We start from the raw sequence: 20,420 nt of genomic DNA on the forward strand, positions 1-20,420 counted from the left end.
TGCATATGTGAATTTAATCTTGGAAAGGGGATCTTGACATGCCGTTCCGGCATCTGTTATGTAAGTAAACAAATAATCCGGGGTTCCGCACACGAGGGAAATGTGCCACTGACACAACGCTGCCTCATGATCACGACAACCATGTTACTGTCCTGCAAGCTGGCCTGCGCCATGCCGTCAACTGCAGGAACTCCCCCCGAAGAGGTGGCAGCGTGCTTCAGCACTGCTGCCGATCGGCACAACATCCCGGTCGAGCTTCTGGTTTCAATAGCAGAAGTCGAAAGTGGCCTCAAACCCCTTGCCATCAACCGCGCCGGCACCGCCATTCTACCTCGTACCAAAGAGCAGGCCGAACAGGCGGTGGGTTTGTTTGGATCTCAAAGCGCCACCTTTGATGTCGGCATCATGCAGGTCAACCGCTGGTGGTTTGAGAAATACGGCGAACCTTACAACAAGGGGCTTGATCCCTGTTTTTGCATAGATTTCGGTGCCCGCATTCTGGCCATGGCCATCAAGGATCATGGTCTCACCTGGCAAGCAGTCGGGCGCTACCACTCGCCAACCAGCTGGCGGCAGGACGCTTATGCCCGAAAGATATTTTCGCGCCTCTCCCGGATCCTGGAAAAACGACGTTCAACCCCGATTGAGAAGATCATCGAAGCAAAAACCGGCGACCTTGCCTTTAACCAGCGCCAGGATAGCCGGCAGCAGCCCCTCTCCTCTTCTCCGTGACCGATCTTTATCGACCACCCGGTATCTATCAATTCAATTCAGTTCTACTTTGCCGTTTTCACATTTTTGAGTATTCCGGCCTTGATCTCGTCCTGGGTCTTTGCGCCCAAGCCGATACTGCCATTGGCATACACCAAGACCGGGGTTGAGGTAATGCCCAGATCCTGCCCCATTTTCTTCAGCTCGTTAGCATAGTTGCTGGCAGAACTGTTCTTCTTAACAGCCTTTTTATCGTAACTTGCCTCCAACATGGCCAAGGCACGCTTCATATCCTTTTTGGATGCAGCGACAATCGCATTGGTCTTCCAGGCCGCATCCGGATGCATATCCAGCGGATAGAGCAGAATATGAACTGCCAGGTCAGGCATCTTTTTTACCAGCTTTGTCAGTTCGTCATGTACCTTTGCGCAATAGGGACAATCCGGGTCGCTGAACAGATAAAGATGTTTGGTCCCTTTTGGATTGCCCAGAAGCAAGGCGTTATTCAGCTTGATGCGGGAAACGTCGATAACCTGTGATTCCAGTAGCTCCCTCATGCTCTTGCCGGTAATGTCCACCTTGTTGCCGGTATCCAGCACTGTCCCCTGAATCAGGTAACGCTTGGAGAAATCCAGATAGGCAATTCCTTTGCCATTGGTATTCGCCTTGGTAAGAACTACCTGATAAAGACCTGGCACTTGGGAAGTGGTGATCTTTTCCACGCCCATGCTAGGATCAATCTTTCTGATGATATCCTGGGCCTCTTTGAGCGTCACCTTGTGACAGGATGTGCAATCGCCGCTGCACCCCAGTTCGCCGGTTCCAAAAGCGCGGACAACCCCGGGATAAGCGACAAGCAACAGCAAGATCAACAGCAGATGTTTCATTGGTTAAACTCCTTTTTCTATTTCTCACACGAAACGGCGCGAGATGGCGCATCTCTCCTTTTAACCATAATCTGACTTCTGCAATCATGTAATCTTTTCAATGCCGATCTCGCTGGAATGTTTGGTATGGCGCCATTTTTTGTCAGGTCCTGAAAACATAGCACTGATCGAGACTATGAATGACAATAATTTATAAGGATATAAAAACAAAGGAACCGATATTCTGAAATCTTTGTTTGATTTAACGCAAGACCCGCAAGTTGCATAACAAACGAAGCCAGGAACAAGCAGAACCACCATATCCACAAAGCATTATTGTGAAGCAATATCAACAGGATGAAAGCACTGATATTTTTCCCAGGGATAAGTGGCTGGACCATATGGTAAAGTGCATCCAGAAGAGACCAGTCGAATCTGCATTTAAGCGCTCTTACCATTAAAGGGGCATACTTTCTGAAATCACTATAGTAACCGGACAACCACCTTTTCTGCTGATGAAAAGACTCTTTTGCCGTGGTAGTCTTTTCGTCATAGACGATTGCTTTTCCCAGCCATTCAACTTTAATTCCCGAAAGCAGCAATCTGTAGGTATACTCTTTATCCTCGGTAATGGATTCAGTGGTCCATGGTACCTTTTCGAGCAAATCGCGAGAAAATCCCATTCCTGTGCCAAAGAGATGAGCACCAAGTCCAAGCTTACTGCGTCCTGCCTGAGTAATGCGGTTCAAGATGGAAAACATGACATAGTTGCCAGCTGTCACCCATGAATCAAGCCTGTTTTTGGTTTCGACGACAGCCTGGAATGCCTGAATCCCACGGTTAAGAGCATTATTAGCATGATTAAAAAAATCAGCATGCACCAGATTATCGGCATCGAATATCACAACTGAATCATACGAAGAATCTGCAATTGGCTGGCTCAGTGCCCATAATAATGCACATGACTTCCCGCAGTTTTCAAGGTCTTGACGTTCCAGAACTGTTGCACCTGCCATACAGGCGACATTAGCTGTGTCATCGGTGCAATTGTCTGCAATTACGCATATTTTAATCAGATCGGGCGGGTAATCGCAGCGCTGCAGGCTATCAACAAGATATCCGATCACGCGCTGCTCGTTATGGGCGGGCACCAGTACTAGAAATCTGTGCTTCTTATGGTAAAGCACCTTTGCTGGGCTAGGACTCAAGAAGAGTGCAGCAAACAGCAACAGATATTCATGCATTACCTGCAGGGTTATCGCTACGAGAAGCAGACATAATGCACAATTTATAGCAAGGATAAAAGCAAGTTTCATGTGGTCGATCTGCAATCAGCAGTCAAGTTGATTATTTGTTCCATCATCATTCTGGCCTTTGACTGCCATGAATTCATTCCGGCAATATTTTTTCGATGCTCAGATTCAACCACCCCACTGTCCAGCGCCAGGGTTATCGCCTCAGCAAAGCCCTTGGCATTATCAGCAAAATACAACAACCCATCATCACAATATTGGGAGAGTTCCCTCATTGGAGTGGCAACGACCGGCTTGCCGAGCTGGAAATATTCATAGAGTTTGACAGGGTTGGTTGCCTCTGCAATGGCTGAGTTCCTGAAAGGTATCAGTGCCACATCAAACCGGGCTATCCATGCCGGCACATCATCATAAGGCTGCTCTCCGACGAACACAATGTTGTCCGGACAGCTCTTAATAATGTCTTGGCACTTTATCTCGATCGGACCGACAATGACAAAGGTAATATGGGACATCATTCTCGCTGTTTCTGCAAGAAGATCGATATCTATCCAATCACGAACAGCACCGACATATCCTACGACCTTACCGGATACTACAGGAAATCGGATCTTCTTGCAGCACCGTTCAGCAAAAAAATTGCCATCCACCCCGTTTGATACCACAACAACAGGCTTCTCTGGCGATGTCCACAGGATGTCCTCACGCAGCTTCGCCGCAGTGGCAAAGACAATATTGGCTTTGTTTACCAGTAATGCGTGCTTGTGTGCCAGTTCATCATAATTGCCGTCAGCGGCATGGACATCGATGGCATCAAGGCAATCATAAATTATAAGATCGAAAAACTCATGTGACAGCAACGGTTCCCAAAAGCTTGCACACGCCATAGCCACAAGCTTTTTACCATTCAATGCCCGTGAAGATATCACATGTTCGAGAGACCACCGATTGAAACGAAGAGCTCCAGGTAAACAATAATTTGACGGAATATTTATGACTCTGTTCAAAACTCCGGGGGCAGCTTGTTTCTTCCTCTTTAGGTACGATCGTATTCCGCAGGGAGGCTCCACGTAATATACGTCCAACTCCGGATACAATTTCTGAAACGCATGAAACAGCTGCTGCGGTCGCTGCAACAGATACCTGTAAGGGATGCTTGAAAAATAGAACAGGGCGAAAGAACTATTCATTGCACTCTATCTCAGCTGCAGCAAACGATCACGGGCCGGGAACACATCACTGCGAATCGCTTCCATTCTCTGTTTCAACAGCTTTGTAATGATGCCCAGATTATCAATCATACTGGCGACCGCTCCTATCCCCTTGCCCGAGAGAAGACATTCGGAGGCAATAACCCATTCTCTGTTACCATACAGGTATTCACACATACCATATGCTTTTTGACTATATGCGACAAAAAGGACCGGAACACCTTCTGATGCGGCATTGATTGCACAATGCATACGCGAGGCAATGACAAGGTCGCAACCACCAAGAATCTTTTTAGCTGCCCTGTACCCTCCTGTTGTATCGGCCACAGTAACTGCGGTGGCGATTACTTCGGGAAGCAGGTTGAACACCGCCTGGAGATGCCTAAGATCATCATCCTGAACGCAATCGTCAGATACCACATGAGGAACAAGGATGACTTCAGCCTTGTAACGTTCCACCAGTTGAACAATGAAATCTGCCTGGCCACGGAGCGTTCCCTTTGTATCCCCCTTGGCGATATCCGCTTGCACAAGAGGACTCAGATTGACCCCAATTAACAGCCGTCCCTTCTGATAACGGTCACCGAGTCGGCCTGATGAAACCGCAAACGCGGGGTCAGCAACCTCGATGACATTATCAACAATGTGGTGATCAGCAAGAAACCTGGTCGTTTCAGGTTCCCTGCTGGTAATCAGATCGACTGATCGAAAATGCCGCAACAAGACCTGCCGGTCTCCAGTGGGCAAAGGTCCGATCGACCCCCCCCATATAACAAATTTCTTCTTTTTCCGGCGAACAATTTCAGCAAGATGGGCGAGGTGATACGCCATTGACAGTGTGTACATATCTCCGCCGATCGAAAATACCATGTCACAGAGATCAATCCAGTGTATATCCTCATAGTACGGTTGATATCGCCGTGGAATGCCGGTCCGGCGAAAAACGGCGGCTGCGAGGCGGGGGCGTGAAAGCTTGGGGTGCTGCGTCCTCGGCATGATGGTCAGATCCAGGTCAAACAGCATCTGCCGGTCATACTCAGGCATGGGTGAAACGTAGATGATCCGGACATCCGGCAAGACAGCGCGCAGAATATGCGCAGTCCCGCGCACAATTGCTTCACAGCCGTAATTATAGGTCCCCCCAATGCCATACAGCCCCACTACCGGTGCCATAGCCACCTCTTCACCGGCCCCAGTAAACTTTTCACAAACAACTTCAGGTTTTCGCGCCGCTCGTAAGCAGTAATTTTTCTTTCAAGTGGCACCATTGCACGTTTAAAACCAGAGATATCATCGTTGTCACGGAAGCGGGGCCAGAGGCTCTTGCTCGTTTTCTGAATCGCCCGTGTCAATGCCAGGAACCGGAAATGGTGTTGGTATTCTTTACGCGACGGAGTTACTCTGGTGCGTGGATGAGTGATCCCTTCCCGCTCGTCTGCATACAACCTGGCGGCCAGCAAGTTTCTCTTGCGGTAGATCACCCCCTGCTGGCTCCGTTTCACTGTTTCAACTGAAACGCTTTCGCACTTGCACTCACCAGTTGCCGCTCCTTCGGCAAGCAACTGCTCCGCCAATTGCGAACGGGCGATAACCAACGATGTGCCGCGCCACTCCGTGCTAAACTGTGAAAGCCAAGCGTCCATAAAGACAACATCTGCGGTTTCGCCAAAAATGTCATCACAGTAATTGCAGGCATTATGAGTGAAATACCGGTACTTCCAGAGATGAATCGGAATGTTCTGATATGGCAATGGCCTGCCTTCGCCGTGAGTTCGGCCTCGAGCGACATGGGCGAAATTCGCCGGATCCTGGCCAGGCGTTTTGCGACGAAACTCTATAGTTTCAAGGTCAGCAAGCGATACATCTGCTTCCAGTGCCAAATACTCGCTGCAAAAACGGTTCTGAAGTTGCCCGCAGACCAGAGATGCAACCAAAATGATCTTTTCTCTCAGTAAAGGGGAAATTGCCATGGCCCGGCGAAGGGAAAACGCCACGCATGGGAGAGCAACCACGGCATATCGCAATGGTGCGGCATCGTTGGCAATCGATTTCAGTACGCCGGAGAATTCGACCGGATAATAGGCAGATCCGGAACAGTCGAGTACCTGTTCGACCGTCTCGGCTACCTGGCATGAAAACATACGACCCGGTGACTCCCCCCTCCCAACAGCAATAACCCGATCGACCTTGCCCTGTTCGAGCAGCGATGCAAGAAACCAGGTTGCCATTCCTCCGCTTGCACCCTTCTCTCGTTGTCCGGACACTGCAGAGTATCCACAGAGGCATGAGCGGTAATAGCCGATCGTTTCATCATATTCAACTTCAGACGCACCACCGAAACAACTTTTTGCCACTGAATCCTGGTCTAGGACAGAATAACAAAATGGGCACACAGAAAGACAAACCTCACAGCTTTCGGGACATCCATCATTCTGTGTAGGGACAAGTTCCCCGGAGAGGCTCCACTCCATCCGGAGCAATCCGCGTGGGCAGACACCTGCGCAAGCACCACATCCGACACAGAGGTCGTGATGTACGACTTCTTCCACCACGCTCATTCCTGGATTCTCTCTTCAGCCCCCTTCAGCAGTTGAGCCATTTTATGCCACAGCCCGATGAAAGACCACACCATCAATGCCGCCAGAAAGGGGGAAACAATGATCCTGGTCAAAAGGGATGTCTGCTGAAGGTGACAGTAGAACCCGGTAAGCAGGGTAAACCATACGAGCAACGATTCTTTTGAGTACAACATAGCAGCAGGCATGATCCCCTTTTTCAGATAAAACGGAACAAAAACAATCGTACTCACACCATAACAGAGAAGATAATAATTGACCAGTGTTGAAGATGTAGTGGCAGGCCATGTAACGAGCAATCCCGCCAGCATCCCTCCCCAGATGAGATTGCTGCATACCCCCCACCACATCAGGTCATCAGTTATTATCCGTCTGGCTATACCCTCCTTGTAAGCACTAATACATGCCACCAGCATAAGGATTATCAAAGAATAGCGATACGACGAGGTATCGTATTTGCTCCCGAGTATCATTCCGGTTATCTCTGGAAAGAAAATAAGGATGAACGCCGGGGCAGATACAAGAATCCAACCGGAGAGAAAATTAACTGCCTTGAGTTTAGCGCTTGATTGATGCTCCGGCGTACTGATCAGCGGCAAAAGTACATTACCAAGCACTGACGGCAAAAATGCCAACAACATGCGCCACTGATTGGCTGCATTGAAAATTCCTACCTGCTCGAATCCGCCGGCAGATTGGGAGAGTACAGCGTTGCCCATCCAGATTGCAGGCGTCACCACGATACCGGCAAGCGAAGCAGGCAGAGCCAGTTTGCGAATAATCCGGAATTCAGACCAGATTGACATTTCGTCAATCTCGCTGATGAGACCACGAATCAGTGCACGGGAAAACAGATGCGATAGGAAAAGGCCACAGGCACTGATCACAAAAGTTGCTGCAACCGCTCCGGTAATGCCCCATAACCAGACTGCTGTCACGGTTAGCGGTAGAGCTAGAAGGCCCTGATAAATGGTTATGCGCGTAATTTGGGGAAAAGCCTGGAATCCAGATAGCACGGCGATCTGCAAACTCAGCAACGTATCGGTCAGCAGCAGGAAAGATGCAATACGCAAAACATTGATTAGGTCTGGCGCAGAAAGAAGCCGGCCTGCAATGAATGGGGCTGCGGCAAATGCCACAAAAGCCATAAAGCAGCCCGAAAATAAGCCTATGAAGAACGCGAGCCTGACAATACGTCCGGCTCGCGCTGGGTCGATGTAGCGTAACTGGGCTACGTAACGAGTGCAGGTAACGGCTAATCCAAGCCCTGCAAAACTGGAGAGCATGGCGACCGTGCTGGTTATAATCGCGAGCTTTCCGAAGTTTTCAACCGAGAGTAATCTGGCAATTACGACTGTTATTATGATTGATGAACATCGGACTGCAAGTGAACCGGTCAAACTCCACAACGCGCCTGATTTAAGCTTCGTGCGAAAGCTCGCTGAATGCATTCCGACACGTTCTATTTCTTACTGTCCAGCTTTTTTAGTTCGTCACAGACAATGAGGTTGCCCAGTTCACAAGATTTTTTCAAATCAGAAATTGATTTATCATTTTGATTCATATCTTGATATGTCTCGGCTCTACTGAAATATGCCTGCGCCGACTTCGGATTGATTTCAAGAGCGTGCGAAAAATCGGCTATCGCCTGTTGATACTTCTTGCTGTTATGGTTTACCAGCCCACGGTAATAGAAATATTCAAATTTGTCCCCACTCTTGATGAGTTGGTCAAGATCCGCTAATGAATCTTCATTCTTGGCAAGCGCATAGTACGCCACTGCTCTGCGGTACAGAATATCTTTTCTTGACGGGTCCGCTTTAAGAATTTGGGAATAGTCATCGATTGCATTCTGAATCAGCCCAAGTTTGATGGCAACCTTGCCTCTCAAGTCATAACATTCCAGCGTGTTGATTTTGAATTCTATCGCCTTTGTCAGGCTCTCAAATGCCAGTTTGTTTTGATTCCGTTCAGCATACGCTTTACCCGCATAAAAATAACATTCACCACATTTGTCATTCAGTGCAATAGCCTTTTTAAGGTCTTCATTGGCTAGGACATAATTGCCATTGTCGAAAAATGCTTTACCTCTGAGAAGGTAGATAGTCTGATCGGTATCTTTTATTGCCAGTGCCTTTGTGTAATCCTCAATAGCTTTTATATAGTTGCGGGCCTCGTACTGTAAGGTGCCGCGTTTGACATACAAATCCGGGTTCTTGCTATCAGCTTCTATCTGCCTGGAAATATTATCCAAAGGATTACTAGTGCTCGTTACAGTTGCAGTATGCGCACAGCCGTTGAGAGCAAGGGCGAAGTATGATGCTAAAATGAAAGCAATAAACTTGTTCATAGCAATAACTCCAGTAAGTATCGGTATATACGTTGACAAATTATATACGAAAAAAAACCGGGGCTCCTGAGAGCCCCGCAATTGTTCTCTACTTCAACTTTGATTACTCAACGATTTGACCGTTAACAGCCTTGAGCGGGAGACGCTTGTGGCCGTTGACATCGGTGATTGTCGCATAGGCAAACACGTCTTCTTCAGGAGCATTGACGGTCAGGATAATGCCAGTGCCTCTTGCGCCGTCAACCGTGCAAGTACCGGGCAGCCCTGCCATGATCTGGCCGGCAGTGAAAGTAGAGGTTTTACCGGCTTCGAGATCAGCGAGAATGACATCACTGGTTGTCCCATCGTCACATACGACAGTTGCGGTCACGCCGTTAGCACCGGTTGTGGTGTTCTTGGAAAGAACCTTGAAGTAGGTCTGGGTTGTGCCGTTGTCGTCAGTACGGAACTTGACGAACGGTGCATAGTACTGGGTTCCGTCGAAGACCCACTTGTGGCTGAGACTGCCAGCTGCGAGCAGAACACGGCTGCCGACGCATACTTCTCCAGCAGGGCAGGCACCGGCAACAAGTGCGGAACCGCCAACAAGCTTCACTTCTACGGTACGGTTACCAGCAACCAGGGTCGGTGCGGCCGGAGAACCAGCGGCTGTGTCAACAGCAAGGGTAAGGTCGGTTTTCTTGCCGGCTGCAGGGGAAGCGCTGCCAAGGCAAACGTCTACGTTGTTCAACGGAATGGTAAGGGTCTTGAAGCCTGCGGTCACGTCAGCCGCTCCCACAGCAGTGGTAACAGGCCCGTTATTGGTGAACAGATCGCCATAAGTGATGGCATCGATACCGGTCAGGTCGCCGGTTACCTTAACCGTAACTTCGTTGGCAGCAAGGTAAGTACCTGCGCAGTTGGCATCGGGTGCAACTGCAGCAGCAACCCTGCTGTTGATGGTTTCATCGCTGAAAAGGAGCAGCTTGGCGCGTGAGCTGGACACTGTGCCTGCCACGTCAGTGCAGGGAGGCTCGCCGGCAGTGCAGGTATCAGCCTTGAGAGTTGTACGGAGGGAACCGAAATCGATAATCGACTCAGCGTTTACCAGCTGGGCAGAGAACTGGTTCTTCAGAGTAACGACCGTGGCAGATGCCTTAATTTTGGCATCGTCAGGGATCGTGACGCTGTTTACTTCCATCGACACGCTACCAGCAGTGGTGCCGCCGGCAACGTTAATGCTGGCGTTGGCAGCAGGGACAGCAACACAGTTATCGTCCTGGATGTAGTAGATGGTACCAACACCGAGACCGGTGGTAGCCGGGTCAATTTCGAGCGTGTTGACGGTTCCGGCGGCATTAAGAGCAGAGTTGATTGTTGCTTTTGTGGGCACAGCGCCGTTAAGGAAGCAGATGTTCATGGGATTGGCAAAGGTGCCGTTGGTCAGGGTCAGTTTCAGCACGGTGGTCGGGGCGACGGCACCGTTCACCTGGTAGGCGATGTAAGCAGCTGGCGCAGCAGTATCATCGGTTGGGTGAACGAGCTCGGTAGCCATGGTGGTGTTACCGGCATCCAAGTTCGGGAGAGCTGCGAACGCCGTACCGCCCATTACTGCAAATGCTGCGACTGCTAACAATGTAATCATTTTTTTCTGCATGTTTTCCTCCTGTTTTGTTGGTGAATTCTACCTGCAATTTGTTGATGAAAAGCTGAAAACCTGTGGTTTTGATTCAGCTTAATATATATGATGTGAGGCACCTCCTTGAAATGAAATCTTTGTCCGTTAATTCAGGCGATCCGACAAAACCTCCTGCTTTTTCAGCAGCATATTCTTTACTTGCGGTACGTGTAACAACGCCTTTCCTACTGTGCTAAATTCTATTTGCCGCCAGCCCATCCACACAGGCAAATAGGATTTGGATTCAATTATACAAATTCAGTCCAAATGTCAATATTTAAATTAGTAACAACATAGGGTGCCGTCACGCGTCAGGTCCGCTGATACCTGAGTCATCAAAGATTTGAATCTCGAGACTCCTTTACGAATACGGTTTCGCAACGTAGTATACCCACGGATGTTGCTTTGTCAAGGGTTCGGTGCATTTATCCCGATTTTCGGCAGATGCGCAAAAAACTTTAGCAAAATATTGGTACTGCGCGCCACTCATACATCTAATCCCGAAACAAGCTATCCTTAAATTTACTGGTGATATCTTCGAGCTGGTCTGTGTCGTTGAGAATATATGGGGTGATCTGGACAATCAACTCGGTCTTGGTTTCACCCTTCGAAGTTGTCTTGAACAGATTCCCCAGCAGCGGTATGTCCCCCAGGATCGGGATTTTCTGGTCGCCATTGCTCTTGTTGCTGCTGATAAGTCCGCCCAGCAGTACCGTTTCGCCGCTTTTAACTGCGAGCGTGGTCTTGATGCTGCGATTAAGGATCATGGGCGAATCGATGTTGGAGACACTGTTGTTCTGGGCCTCGCTCAACTCCTGACCGATATCGATGGTCAGAGAGCCTTCGGAGGTGATCGTAGGCTTGACCCGGAGGATGACGCCGGTATTCCGGTACTGGATGCTGCGCAGGACACTGGGGGCGGTAGTCGTCCCTGTTCCTCCGGTGCTGCCGGTAAGATCGGCGGCGCTGGCCTCGGAGGTGACAATCGGAACCTCTGTTCCGACTGTGATGGACGCCTCTTTTCCGTCAAGGGTGGCGATGTGCGGTGTGGAGACGATGTTGATCCGGCTGTCCTTGGCAAAGGCGTTCAGCTTGGCGGTTAAGTCTCCGCCTTGTTGCGTAACCGCGTAGCTGAACCCGCTGGTTCCGAGAGCCAGTCCACCCATGGTGCCCATAATGCCGCTGAAGACATCGCCCCCTTTGTTTATCCGGTTCTTGATGAGCCATTCCACCCCATACTGAAGATTGTCGGTGAGAGTGACCTCCATAATGGTCGCCTCAATGAGCACCTGGCGGGGCGGGGTGTCGAGCTGCTGGAGGATGTTGCGCACCAGCTTGTAATTCGGTGGGCTTGCCGAAACGACGACTGCGTTGCGCCCCTTGTCAAGAATAGCGGAAAAGCTTTTGTTGGGTATGGCAGTTGAACCGGCCGATGGGGGGGCGGGCTTGGCTGCAGTTGCCGGTGAGGCTGAAAGTGGCTGACCGGTTTGGCTGGGAGCGCCCACCCCACCGGAAAGGGATTTCAACACGTCGACCAGCTCCTCTGCCGGACGATTTTTCGGATGGTACACGAACAGCTGCAGCTCATCACCCAGAGACTCAACAGTGTCCAACTTCTCCTTCCAGGTAAGGACCGCATCGAGCCACTCCTTGTTCTGCGAAACCAGCAGCAAGGCATTGATCTTCTCAAATGGGACTGTCAACAGTCCGGGATCGTTCGGGCTCTTGCCAACAGGAATCCCCATGGTAGGGAGGACTTCACGCATCTTCTTGTCGAAATCCAAAGCATTCACATAATCGAAATAGAGCAGGCTGATGCTCCGCTGGGAAAACGTGACCCGGTCGAGCTGATTGAACAGTGCGACAATTTTTCGCAGCGAGGCCACGCTGCCGGAAACGGCAATGGCCTGACTGGCGGTTAATGCCTCAATCCGGACATCGCTCCCAAACTGCAGCTGTTTGACAATCTGCATAATCTGGTTGCTCGATACATAACTGGGAGTCAGGACCAGGGTGATCCGCTTCTGGGGGGAGAGTTGGGGGACCGTGTTCCCCACGTAGATATCCGGTGATGCCGCAACCTTTTCCTGCGCCCCTCCTTCTTTCCCTACGAAGAGCATCTGGTTTTCTTCCTTGATGCTCAGCTTGTTCTTGCGGAGCAAGTCGACGGCAAACGGGAAAAAGGCCTTGCCGGGCATCTTGCTGTTCATGTTGAGGTTTATTTTTTCGCGGGCAGACTGCACATCCTGCGAGATGGTGTAATTAAGCTTGAGAACTTCACCGAAGGCCAAATTGACAAAATCGTAAAGTGGCATGTTTTCGACGACTATCTGCACATCTCCCGCTGCAGCCTGCGCGGTCAACTCTAAGGGTTTTTGCGGCTCTTCCTCCGAAGAGTCTACGTTTTCGACCCTTCGCGAGGCAACCGGTTCCGATGGCGCTGCGACAGCCTCTTTTTGAAGCGGATTGGGTATGGTTATTATTTTTACTACAGGTTTTTGCTGTGCTGCCTTAGGTGCTGCAACTGTGTCAGCAGATTTCTCATCTATCCGTGCTTCCGGAGCTTCGGAGTCCCCGGAGGCTTCGAAGAACTCCTTGAAATAAGGCGGTGTCGGCTTTTGGCCGGCACACCCCCCCAGAATGAGAGAGCTGCCAAATATCAGCATCAGAATGTTATTTAATCTTTTTCTTGCCGGCATATTGGTCCCTGTTTGCATATAAGATGCGCAGATCAAAAGTGATCGGTTTCTTTTCGGTTCGCGCCTCGAGCCTAACACTGGCTGGGGTAATGGCGCGGACATACAGCTCTTCGTCAACCTGGTCGCCTTGGCCGAGTATTTTGAGTTTTTTCAATCCGGTGTTGTAAAAGATTGCCCTGCGGCTCTCCCCGCGGGTCAGCACTCCCTGGAACTCCCAGCGCTCGTTGGGCCGGTCCGATCGGCGCAATGATTCGAAACGTCCGTTACTATTCATGGTGTAGAACGGCTTGAACATCTCCTTCAGACTCGGCAACGCCCCCATCGCCCCAGAAGGCTTCAGGTTCCATAGGTCAGGAGAGGCAAGCACCCCTTTGGAGGCTGGAGCCACGCGCAGTCGCGTGGCTACTTCAAGCGCAGGGGGTGATGCCGCCACATTAATCCCCGGAGTGGACGTGCTCATCTGCTGTAAATTATAGATCGCCGAACCGAGGGCCGACAGGATGGTCACAATAACGACAGATCGGCGGCTCATGGCGCATTGCCCCGCTTAAAGGCCACCAGCGCGAGATTGAGTGTCAGATACTGATCCTGGAATTTAGTCACCGATGCCCGTTCAACTTTGACAAAACGGCTGCCATTTTGCAGCTTGCGGAGGAATGGATCAATTTCGGCCGGCCCTCCTTTAAGTACAAAGCTCATCGGTATCCTGGTCAATCCGCTTACTGGGTCGGTGACCGGCTCGCCCCAGGTCGAAGTCACGATCTCCATACGGGTCTGGGTTGCCGCTGTTCTGACAGTGTCCTGCAGATCGACCAGCGCCATACTTGAACTGGTCGTTATAGGATATAGATACCTTTCATTCGCCTCAGCAACCGTTCCGGCCGAACTGATGCGCCGCTCGATCTCTGATCTTCCGGCCTTCAGGGCTTTTTGGGCGGCTATCTGGCTTTCGACAACGGTGAGCCGGGTCTGCATCAGCTCTATACTTTCCCGTGCCGGCTTGACAAATAAGATGAAAACAGCAGTCACTAGCAGCAACAACAGCAGCCAACGGTCCTTCATGCCCCCTGCCCTCCTGCCGCAAGCGGCCGAAGCGTGATTGACAGGTTGTAGAAATTGAACTCCGGCATTTTACTGTCTTTGATGGACGAAAGGAGCTTGGCCTCCTCGAATACCCCTGTTGCCAGCAACTCCTTGATGATAGCAGCTTCAGACGTTTTCAGGCCGGTCCAGACCGTAAGCCGGTTGTCACTGAACTCGACCGAGTTCAGATATCCGGCATGACGCTGTATGACACTGGCAAGTACGGACAGGGCCTGGTAAAAATCAGGATATCTTTGTTCTCTGGAAATAAAGTCATTCCAGTAGGCCCCCTGCCCTCTCACCTGTTCCAGTGAGGAATGAACCGATGAATTCTCCCGTTTGAGCTGCGCTAGCTGGCGGTTTTTTTCGCCAACTAGGGCCTCCATCCGTTGAGCCTCGTAGAAAGTGAATCCAGCTGTTACCAGCAGTACTGCTATCAAGGGCGCCTTGACAATGGAGACCACCTTTTCAAGGACATTTATGGGATTGAACTGAAAATCAACAAACTGGATGATGTCCGACGGCTTGACACTGAACCGGGCTGTCGGCTCAAGTCGGATCAGCTCCGCCTGGCCGAGCGAATATTCCCTTTTGAGGAGTTCTAGCGAAGCGTCCAGGCCTGATGTTCCTCTGAGGAGGGCCTGCACCTGGAGTTCTCCATGCGCGATTCCGGTCATATGGGTGATACCGTTTCGCGGCAGAAGCACAAGCGCGTTCTGGCGATCCCTGAAAAAGCGGTACAAGAGATAGGCTTCGGGGATAAGAATCCCGTTTGTAGTTGAAGCCGATTTATCGTAATACCAGATATAAATCTTTGTGTCGGTCTGCCACGAAAGATGACTGCTGTTCCTGTAAGGAGACTGATGCCCGTAATTGAGATCGATGACCTGCCTGGTAAGACGGGCCTTTTTCGGCTTTTCGAAGATTCTGAGATAGGTATCTTCAAGTGGGATTATGGAATATATACTCATGGTGTTCCTCCGGCAGTTCTGGAGAGAATGCCGGTCATTCGTCATACTTTTCTACGGTATAAGGCCTGTCTTGTCCCGGCTTGAATCGTATGAGGGCCTTGACCGCATCACCGGCAGCGCTGATCCGGGTACGAATGTCGATTGCCACGGTAAGAGAAGGAAAATTTGTAATATATTCATCATCAAAAGTCAAAGTATTTGCTGATGCGGCGAGAAGATCAGCATGGGTCAACACGCCGGTTTTCCCCCGCAACATCACGAGTCTCTTGGCAATATCCAGATCAATATTCAGGACTGACGCAATCAGCGTGGCATCAGCGGTATTGAGATTGATTCTGCCACCAGCCGTTTCGAGCATTTCGTTTCTCACCAGGTTATAGACCGGACCGCGCCACCCCTTGACGAGTTCCAGTTCGCCAATAGTCTGGATGAAGCGGTTGTTTCGCGACTGGTATGTTTTGGAGCTTTCGGAACGGTAATAGTACACTTCCGCTCCGTTCAGTCGTTTCAGATCATCCTCATCGCCCCAGTCCAGGAGAGAGTCGACCGCAATAGCGACGTCCGGCGCTCCCAGGCCACCTGAACGCAACATCCGCTGCAGATACGTGCTGATAGGCGGCCAGATCCCAAGCCTGCCGGCGCTGTCCTGAAGCCTGATTTCGCTGTTACTCGCCATAATGGGGTCCCCTCGCAGACTGAGCAGCAGCGGTAACTCTTTCTGGCCGCTCAGATTCTCCAGATTCCATGAGGTGAACCTGCCGGTGCTGCCGATATATTTAAGCTTCTCCAACTGGGAGCCGGATTCGAGGCGTGCCTGCAGTTTGTCCATCAACTGCTGAGAGGTGGACAGTATTTCGCGGGAGACCGACACCGCATAAAGGGCCAATGAAACTGCCACCATCATCAGCACCAGGACGATGATGAGAACCGAACCTTCCTGATGGTTAGAGCGGCTCATTCAGCCCTCGTACAATCTGGTGCTTGTCCGAAAAATCTGCCGGTATCCGATAATAGAACTCCTGAGTGCCCCTCTCCCTGGTCACGGACATTTTCACCAGTGAAGGAAGCGTTTCCTTCATGGTGGCTTGAGGCTTGCTTTCGGCGACATACTCCAGCCTCATACCCTTTGCCTCAGGGAATATAACGGTTGTCGATTTCTTCCCGGTTGCCATCGATGGTGAGAGATAGTCGGAATCGTCAGCATACAAGGGGATTTCGTCTATCACCACAGCGCCGTTACGCAGTGCGATCCTGCATAATGCATAATCGGACCCGGAAATCGGTTTCGACGATACGAACGTGAGTTGTTCCGGCTCGCCGTAATAATAGATATAGAACTTCTTGTCCCGGTTGAACATGTCATGCCGTTCTGCAAGATAGACGTTGGTGGACGCGATACAGTCGCGTAAGGTGGAGTTTAATCGGGTTTCTTCGGCAAAAGGGGCGTTGAGATGGCGGAAAATCCCGAAAGAAAAGCGGAGCGAGAACATGGCCATGCCGACCACCAGCGAAAAGATGGTGATTGCCACCAACAGTTCCACAAGAGTAAAGCCGTTAGGTTTAGTCTTTCGAGGCTTCAAAGCGCTTTTCATACTGGGTCTTGTAAAATTCAAACTCCCTGCCTTCCACATCCAGATGGATACTGAACAGCGTAATCAGAAAAACGCCCTTATTGCCGCTCTGCCCCTCTTCTTCTCCGAAAACATAATTGTTGGCACTCTCCACCTTCCGGCAGTTGTACTGGTAGTTGAGCCCGTTGAGAGCTCCCTTGACCGGCATGCCTTCATTCAGGCGCTCGTTCATGATCCTGTCACGTAGAGAGAGAACTGTGGTGTAAAGCTGTTCATAATGGGTCAGTTTCTCCCGCTGAAGGGCAAACTGCCGTACCGCCGCCGTAACAGTTACGATGGATATCACCATGATCAGAGTGGCAATCAGCACCTCCACCAGGGTAAAGCCGGCACTACTTTTTGTCAGCCGACGAATATTGTTTTTGGGGAAGGCCATCAGAGATAAACCGTGCAAAGGATTCTTTCTTTATGGACCGGTCTGATGAAGCTTTTTCAAGCTGAGCATCGAACTTGTCCCGTATGCCGAACAGGCTGGGATAAACCAGCGCCACGCTGATGGAGATCAGTACCAGGACCACCAGCATCTCTACCAGGGTAAACCCTTTAGTCCTGGTATGACGAGGCATCACAGCGCCACATCGCCCAGGCTGACCACCGACAACATGATGGAGATGACGACCAATGCAATAAAAAATCCGACGAATACTATTATAAGCGGTTCGAGCAGGCCGAGGGCCCTGGCAATGCCGGTCTTGAAGTTGTCCAGATAACGTTTGCCGAGTGTTTCGAAGATCTCTCCCATGCGGGCCGAGTTCTCGCCAACCACCACCAGCGAAACGGCATCTTCCGGCATCATGTCGTTGCTGCTCCAGACCTGGCTGATGCGATGCCCTTTCCGGACTTCGTCATTGGTTTCTGACAGAAGGTTTATCAGTTTTTCGCTGCCGACCACCGCAGCCGAGAGCTTGAGGGCGCGGCTTACATCCACCCCACCACCGAGCATGGAACCGAGTGATGAAAAGAGGTTTGCCAGATCGGAGAGCAGCATATAATCACCCACCAGCGGCAGGGTATAGGCCCATTTTTTGAAACGCTTTACAAATGCCGGCGTTGAGGCCAGCCAGATAATGACGCCGATGACCGCTACGCCGACCAGGGTAATCAGCGGGAAATGGGCATTCAGGAACTTGCCGTAGCCAATGGTCAGCTTCGAGATGGCCGGCAGTTTGGCCAGTTCGGCAGCGGTAAAGATCTTGGCGAACCTGGGGAGAATGAATCCGCAGACAATAACCACCGTTACCATGCTCATGGCGACCAGGAACAGGGGGTAGGAAATTGCCGATTTGATCTCCTTGATCAGCGAGAACTTGAATTCCAGGTATTCCAGCAGATTCTTGAAAGCATTCTTCAGGTCGCCGATCTCTTCGCCCACCGCCAGGATATTGATATACAGCTCGCCGCCCCCGAAACCGTGCTGATCGAAGCCGCTACGCAGCGCCGCGGAAAACTGATGACCTTCTTTAATGCGGGCCAGGGTGCCTTCCCAGAAATCGTGAACCGACTGCTTGCGCGTATTCTTGATCAGGGTCGCGATCGCCTGGTCCAGCTTGATGCCGGCCGAAACCAGGTGATACAGCTCTTCGCTATTGTTCTTGAAATCCTTGAGGGTGTATCGACCGCGCCGCATTGATTTGCGGTCTTCTTTGATGGAGGTGAGGATGATCCCCTTGTCGCGGATTTCATTAACCAGATCTTCTTTGATGCCGAACATGGTTCCGGAGACCTTGTCCCCGTTTTTGTTCAGACCCTCATAGCTGTATCGGTTCAATGAGCGACCCTCAAGACTTCCTCGACAGTTGTCAAGCCGGCCAGTACCTTGAGCAGGCCATCCTGCAGTATGGTGCGGTGCCCGATCCGGTTCATGTCGTCAAAACTCTTGTCATGATCGAACCTGTCCTGCAGTTCCGAAGTGAACGGAGCAATTTCGGCAATGACCATTCGCCCCCGATAACCGCTGCCGCTACAGATCTCGCATCCGACTGCACGCTTGGGGGACTTAACAAAATCCGGCATATTTTGTAAAAGGGCGTCGAGCCCGTAGCGAACGGCATATTCTTCCGGAAAGGGCGCCGGCTGGGAACACGCCGGGCAGAGCCGCCTCACCAGACGCTGCGCCATGATGCCGACAATCGTTGATTTGAGTAGGAACATCTCGCAACCCATGTCCAAAAGCCTGGTAATGGAGGCAAGGGCACTGTTGGTATGCAGGGTGGAGACAACCAGGTGACCGGTGAGTGCCGCCTGCATGGCAATTTCCGCAGTTTCGGCATCGCGGATCTCGCCCACCATGATGATATCCGGGTCCTGGCGCAGGATGCTGCGCAGGGCGCTGGCAAAGGTATAGTCGATCTCCGGCCGGATGTTGATCTGGCTGATCCCCTTGAACTCATACTCTACCGGGTTTTCTGCCGTGATGATCTTGACCCGGTCGGAATTCAATCGCGATAGCACCGCGTAGAGGGTTGTGGTCTTGCCTGAGCCGGTGGGACCGGTAGTAAGAAACACGCCGCTGGTTTTACGGGTAACTTCATTGATGAGTTCGATATGATCCGGAAAGAACCCAAGGCTTTCCAGGGAGTAATCGATATCTTCCTTGCCCAGAAGCCTCATTACGAGGCTCTCGCCAAACTGGGTCGGCACCGAGGAGACCCGGATGTCGATCTCCTTGCCGGCGATGCGCATGGAGATGCGGCCATCCTGGGGGATGCGGTGTTCGGCAATGTTCATCCCCGAAATTAGTTTCAGCCTGGTAATTACCGCCAATTTGAGACTCTGGGCCACGATTTCAACCGTGGTCAGGATGCCGTCAACCCTCAGACGCACTTTCATAGCGCCCCGCAGGGACTCAAAATGAATATCGGATGCATTCAGTTCCATCGCCTTGGTCAACAGGCTGTTGACCAGCTTGATTACCGGGGCTTCCGATGCCAGTTCCTTGAGCTTGTCGATCTCATCATCGGCATTGACGTATTCGCCGGATGTCACCAACTCCTCGTCCAGCGAGACCAGCAGCTGTTTTAGCGCTTCTTCCCTGACCAGTGACGGCTGCACCCGCTTGCCGGTGATGCTTTCAAGCAATGAATACGTTGTTATATTGAGTGGATTGGTAGTAAGGATATGCAGAGAAGAATCGTCTTCGGCAAACGGAAAGATCTGCTGCTCGCGCAAAAAACGCGGATCCAGCGGCAGATGCAGGTGGGCAATGCCTTCTACGGAACGCAGGTACGGAATCGCCAGCTGCTGGGAAAGTGTCTCCAGTAACTGATCTTCGGTAATTACCCCCATGTTGAGGAGAATCGAGCCGATCCGGCCGCCGTACCCCTTCTGAATATCGAGAGCCCGCTTGATGGAATCTTCGTCACACCACGAATTCTTCAGCAACAGTTCGCCGAACAACTGCTTAGTCATGACA

19 protein-coding genes are annotated in these 20,420 nt (G+C 51.1%); 1 reads left to right on the forward strand and 18 read right to left on the reverse strand.

Translation table 11 applies throughout. From position 1 onward, the window contains the following. Positions 1-102 precede the first annotated feature (102 nt). Entirely contained in the window at positions 103-732 is a 630-nt protein-coding gene (locus OR1_RS02390) for a lytic transglycosylase domain-containing protein (protein ID WP_152609780.1), read from the forward strand. Between the two features lie 44 nt (positions 733-776). Here the strand turns inward: OR1_RS02390 and OR1_RS02395 are convergent, their stop codons facing one another. The 18 genes from OR1_RS02395 to OR1_RS02480 form a co-directional block, all read right to left on the reverse strand. Beyond that, the gene (locus OR1_RS02395) at positions 777-1,598 is read right to left on the reverse strand and encodes a DsbC family protein (protein ID WP_041969727.1); all 822 of its coding nucleotides are present in this window, start codon (positions 1,596-1,598) and stop codon (positions 777-779) included. 173 nt (positions 1,599-1,771) lie between these two features. After that, positions 1,772-2,893 carry a glycosyltransferase family 2 protein gene (locus OR1_RS02400; protein ID WP_052440205.1) on the reverse strand — a complete coding sequence of 374 codons (1,122 nt, stop codon included), beginning with the start codon at positions 2,891-2,893 and terminating at the stop codon, positions 1,772-1,774. Further along, entirely contained in the window at positions 2,890-3,741 is an 852-nt protein-coding gene (locus tag OR1_RS02405) for a glycosyltransferase (RefSeq protein ID WP_160295196.1), read from the reverse strand. Before OR1_RS02405 ends, OR1_RS02400 begins: the two co-directional genes overlap by 4 nt. Before the next feature lie 285 nt (positions 3,742-4,026). Next, positions 4,027-5,214, reverse strand: coding sequence for a polysaccharide pyruvyl transferase family protein (locus OR1_RS02410; protein WP_041969729.1), 1,188 nt, complete (start codon positions 5,212-5,214; stop codon positions 4,027-4,029). Next, a complete protein-coding gene (locus OR1_RS02415) occupies positions 5,202-6,599 on the reverse strand; it encodes a Coenzyme F420 hydrogenase/dehydrogenase, beta subunit C-terminal domain (RefSeq protein WP_082002768.1) in 1,398 nt (465 codons plus the stop codon). The genes OR1_RS02410 and OR1_RS02415 overlap by 13 nt, the downstream gene beginning before the upstream one ends. Further along, positions 6,596-8,068 (reverse strand): oligosaccharide flippase family protein, encoded by a 1,473-nt coding sequence (locus OR1_RS02420; RefSeq protein ID WP_082002769.1) that lies wholly within the window; start codon positions 8,066-8,068, stop codon positions 6,596-6,598. Before OR1_RS02420 ends, OR1_RS02415 begins: the two co-directional genes overlap by 4 nt. 11 nt (positions 8,069-8,079) lie before the next feature. Next, complete coding sequence (locus tag OR1_RS02425) at positions 8,080-8,967, reverse strand: tetratricopeptide repeat protein (protein WP_041969731.1); 888 nt, start codon at positions 8,965-8,967, stop codon at positions 8,080-8,082. A 103-nt stretch (positions 8,968-9,070) separates the two neighbouring features. Next, a complete protein-coding gene (locus OR1_RS02430) occupies positions 9,071-10,603 on the reverse strand; it encodes a hypothetical protein (RefSeq protein WP_041969733.1) in 1,533 nt (510 codons plus the stop codon). 515 nt (positions 10,604-11,118) lie between these two features. After that, positions 11,119-13,323 carry a type II secretion system secretin GspD gene (gspD, locus tag OR1_RS02435; RefSeq protein ID WP_041969734.1) on the reverse strand — a complete coding sequence of 735 codons (2,205 nt, stop codon included), beginning with the start codon at positions 13,321-13,323 and terminating at the stop codon, positions 11,119-11,121. Continuing rightward, entirely contained in the window at positions 13,298-13,855 is a 558-nt protein-coding gene (locus OR1_RS22225; RefSeq protein WP_041969735.1) for a hypothetical protein, read from the reverse strand. The genes gspD and OR1_RS22225 overlap by 26 nt, the downstream gene beginning before the upstream one ends. Further along, a complete protein-coding gene (locus OR1_RS02445) occupies positions 13,852-14,385 on the reverse strand; it encodes a GspMb/PilO family protein (RefSeq protein ID WP_041969736.1) in 534 nt (177 codons plus the stop codon). Before OR1_RS02445 ends, OR1_RS22225 begins: the two co-directional genes overlap by 4 nt. After that, positions 14,382-15,377, reverse strand: a complete 996-nt coding sequence (locus OR1_RS02450) for a hypothetical protein (RefSeq protein ID WP_041969738.1) — start codon at positions 15,375-15,377, stop codon at positions 14,382-14,384. The genes OR1_RS02445 and OR1_RS02450 overlap by 4 nt, the downstream gene beginning before the upstream one ends. 34 nt (positions 15,378-15,411) lie before the next feature. Then, entirely contained in the window at positions 15,412-16,335 is a 924-nt protein-coding gene (locus OR1_RS02455; RefSeq protein WP_041969739.1) for a general secretion pathway protein GspK, read from the reverse strand. Next, complete coding sequence (locus OR1_RS02460; RefSeq protein ID WP_160295198.1) at positions 16,322-16,969, reverse strand: type II secretion system protein J; 648 nt, start codon at positions 16,967-16,969, stop codon at positions 16,322-16,324. Before OR1_RS02460 ends, OR1_RS02455 begins: the two co-directional genes overlap by 14 nt. Further along, entirely contained in the window at positions 16,938-17,384 is a 447-nt protein-coding gene (locus tag OR1_RS02465) for a prepilin-type N-terminal cleavage/methylation domain-containing protein (protein ID WP_152609781.1), read from the reverse strand. Before OR1_RS02465 ends, OR1_RS02460 begins: the two co-directional genes overlap by 32 nt. Next, complete coding sequence (locus OR1_RS02470; RefSeq protein ID WP_041969743.1) at positions 17,341-17,574, reverse strand: prepilin-type N-terminal cleavage/methylation domain-containing protein; 234 nt, start codon at positions 17,572-17,574, stop codon at positions 17,341-17,343. The genes OR1_RS02465 and OR1_RS02470 overlap by 44 nt, the downstream gene beginning before the upstream one ends. Then, positions 17,574-18,776: a type II secretion system F family protein gene (locus OR1_RS02475; RefSeq protein ID WP_041969745.1), complete on the reverse strand. Its 1,203-nt coding sequence runs from the start codon at positions 18,774-18,776 to the stop codon at positions 17,574-17,576. The genes OR1_RS02470 and OR1_RS02475 overlap by 1 nt, the downstream gene beginning before the upstream one ends. Beyond that, on the reverse strand, positions 18,773-20,416 hold the full coding sequence (locus tag OR1_RS02480; RefSeq protein ID WP_041969746.1) for a GspE/PulE family protein: 1,644 nt from the start codon (positions 20,414-20,416) through the stop codon (positions 18,773-18,775). The genes OR1_RS02475 and OR1_RS02480 overlap by 4 nt, the downstream gene beginning before the upstream one ends. Positions 20,417-20,420 lie beyond the last annotated feature (4 nt).

Origin of the sequence: Geobacter sp. OR-1, assembly GCF_000813145.1 — a bacterium.
In the GTDB taxonomy this organism is placed as follows: domain Bacteria; phylum Desulfobacterota; class Desulfuromonadia; order Geobacterales; family DSM-12255; genus Geoanaerobacter.

Bases quoted from the DNA above. Each gene is read 5' to 3' on its own strand.
- OR1_RS02395 (WP_041969727.1), bottom strand. From the start codon at position 1,598: ATGAAACATCTGCTGTTGATCTTGCTGTTGCTTGTCGCTTATCCCGGG.
- OR1_RS02400 (WP_052440205.1), bottom strand. From the start codon at position 2,893: ATGAAACTTGCTTTTATCCTTGCTATAAATTGTGCATTATGTCTGCTT.
- OR1_RS02410 (WP_041969729.1), bottom strand. From the start codon at position 5,214: ATGGCACCGGTAGTGGGGCTGTATGGCATTGGGGGGACCTATAATTAC.
- OR1_RS02415 (WP_082002768.1), bottom strand. From the start codon at position 6,599: ATGAGCGTGGTGGAAGAAGTCGTACATCACGACCTCTGTGTCGGATGT.
- OR1_RS02420 (WP_082002769.1), bottom strand. From the start codon at position 8,068: ATGCATTCAGCGAGCTTTCGCACGAAGCTTAAATCAGGCGCGTTGTGG.
- OR1_RS02425 (WP_041969731.1), bottom strand. From the start codon at position 8,967: ATGAACAAGTTTATTGCTTTCATTTTAGCATCATACTTCGCCCTTGCT.
- OR1_RS02430 (WP_041969733.1), bottom strand. From the start codon at position 10,603: ATGCAGAAAAAAATGATTACATTGTTAGCAGTCGCAGCATTTGCAGTA.
- gspD (WP_041969734.1), bottom strand. From the start codon at position 13,323: ATGCCGGCAAGAAAAAGATTAAATAACATTCTGATGCTGATATTTGGC.
- OR1_RS22225 (WP_041969735.1), bottom strand. From the start codon at position 13,855: ATGAGCCGCCGATCTGTCGTTATTGTGACCATCCTGTCGGCCCTCGGT.
- OR1_RS02445 (WP_041969736.1), bottom strand. From the start codon at position 14,385: ATGAAGGACCGTTGGCTGCTGTTGTTGCTGCTAGTGACTGCTGTTTTC.
- OR1_RS02450 (WP_041969738.1), bottom strand. From the start codon at position 15,377: ATGAGTATATATTCCATAATCCCACTTGAAGATACCTATCTCAGAATC.
- OR1_RS02455 (WP_041969739.1), bottom strand. From the start codon at position 16,335: ATGAGCCGCTCTAACCATCAGGAAGGTTCGGTTCTCATCATCGTCCTG.
- OR1_RS02460 (WP_160295198.1), bottom strand. From the start codon at position 16,969: ATGAAAAGCGCTTTGAAGCCTCGAAAGACTAAACCTAACGGCTTTACT.
- OR1_RS02465 (WP_152609781.1), bottom strand. From the start codon at position 17,384: ATGGCCTTCCCCAAAAACAATATTCGTCGGCTGACAAAAAGTAGTGCC.
- OR1_RS02470 (WP_041969743.1), bottom strand. From the start codon at position 17,574: ATGCCTCGTCATACCAGGACTAAAGGGTTTACCCTGGTAGAGATGCTG.
- OR1_RS02480 (WP_041969746.1), bottom strand. From the start codon at position 20,416: ATGACTAAGCAGTTGTTCGGCGAACTGTTGCTGAAGAATTCGTGGTGT.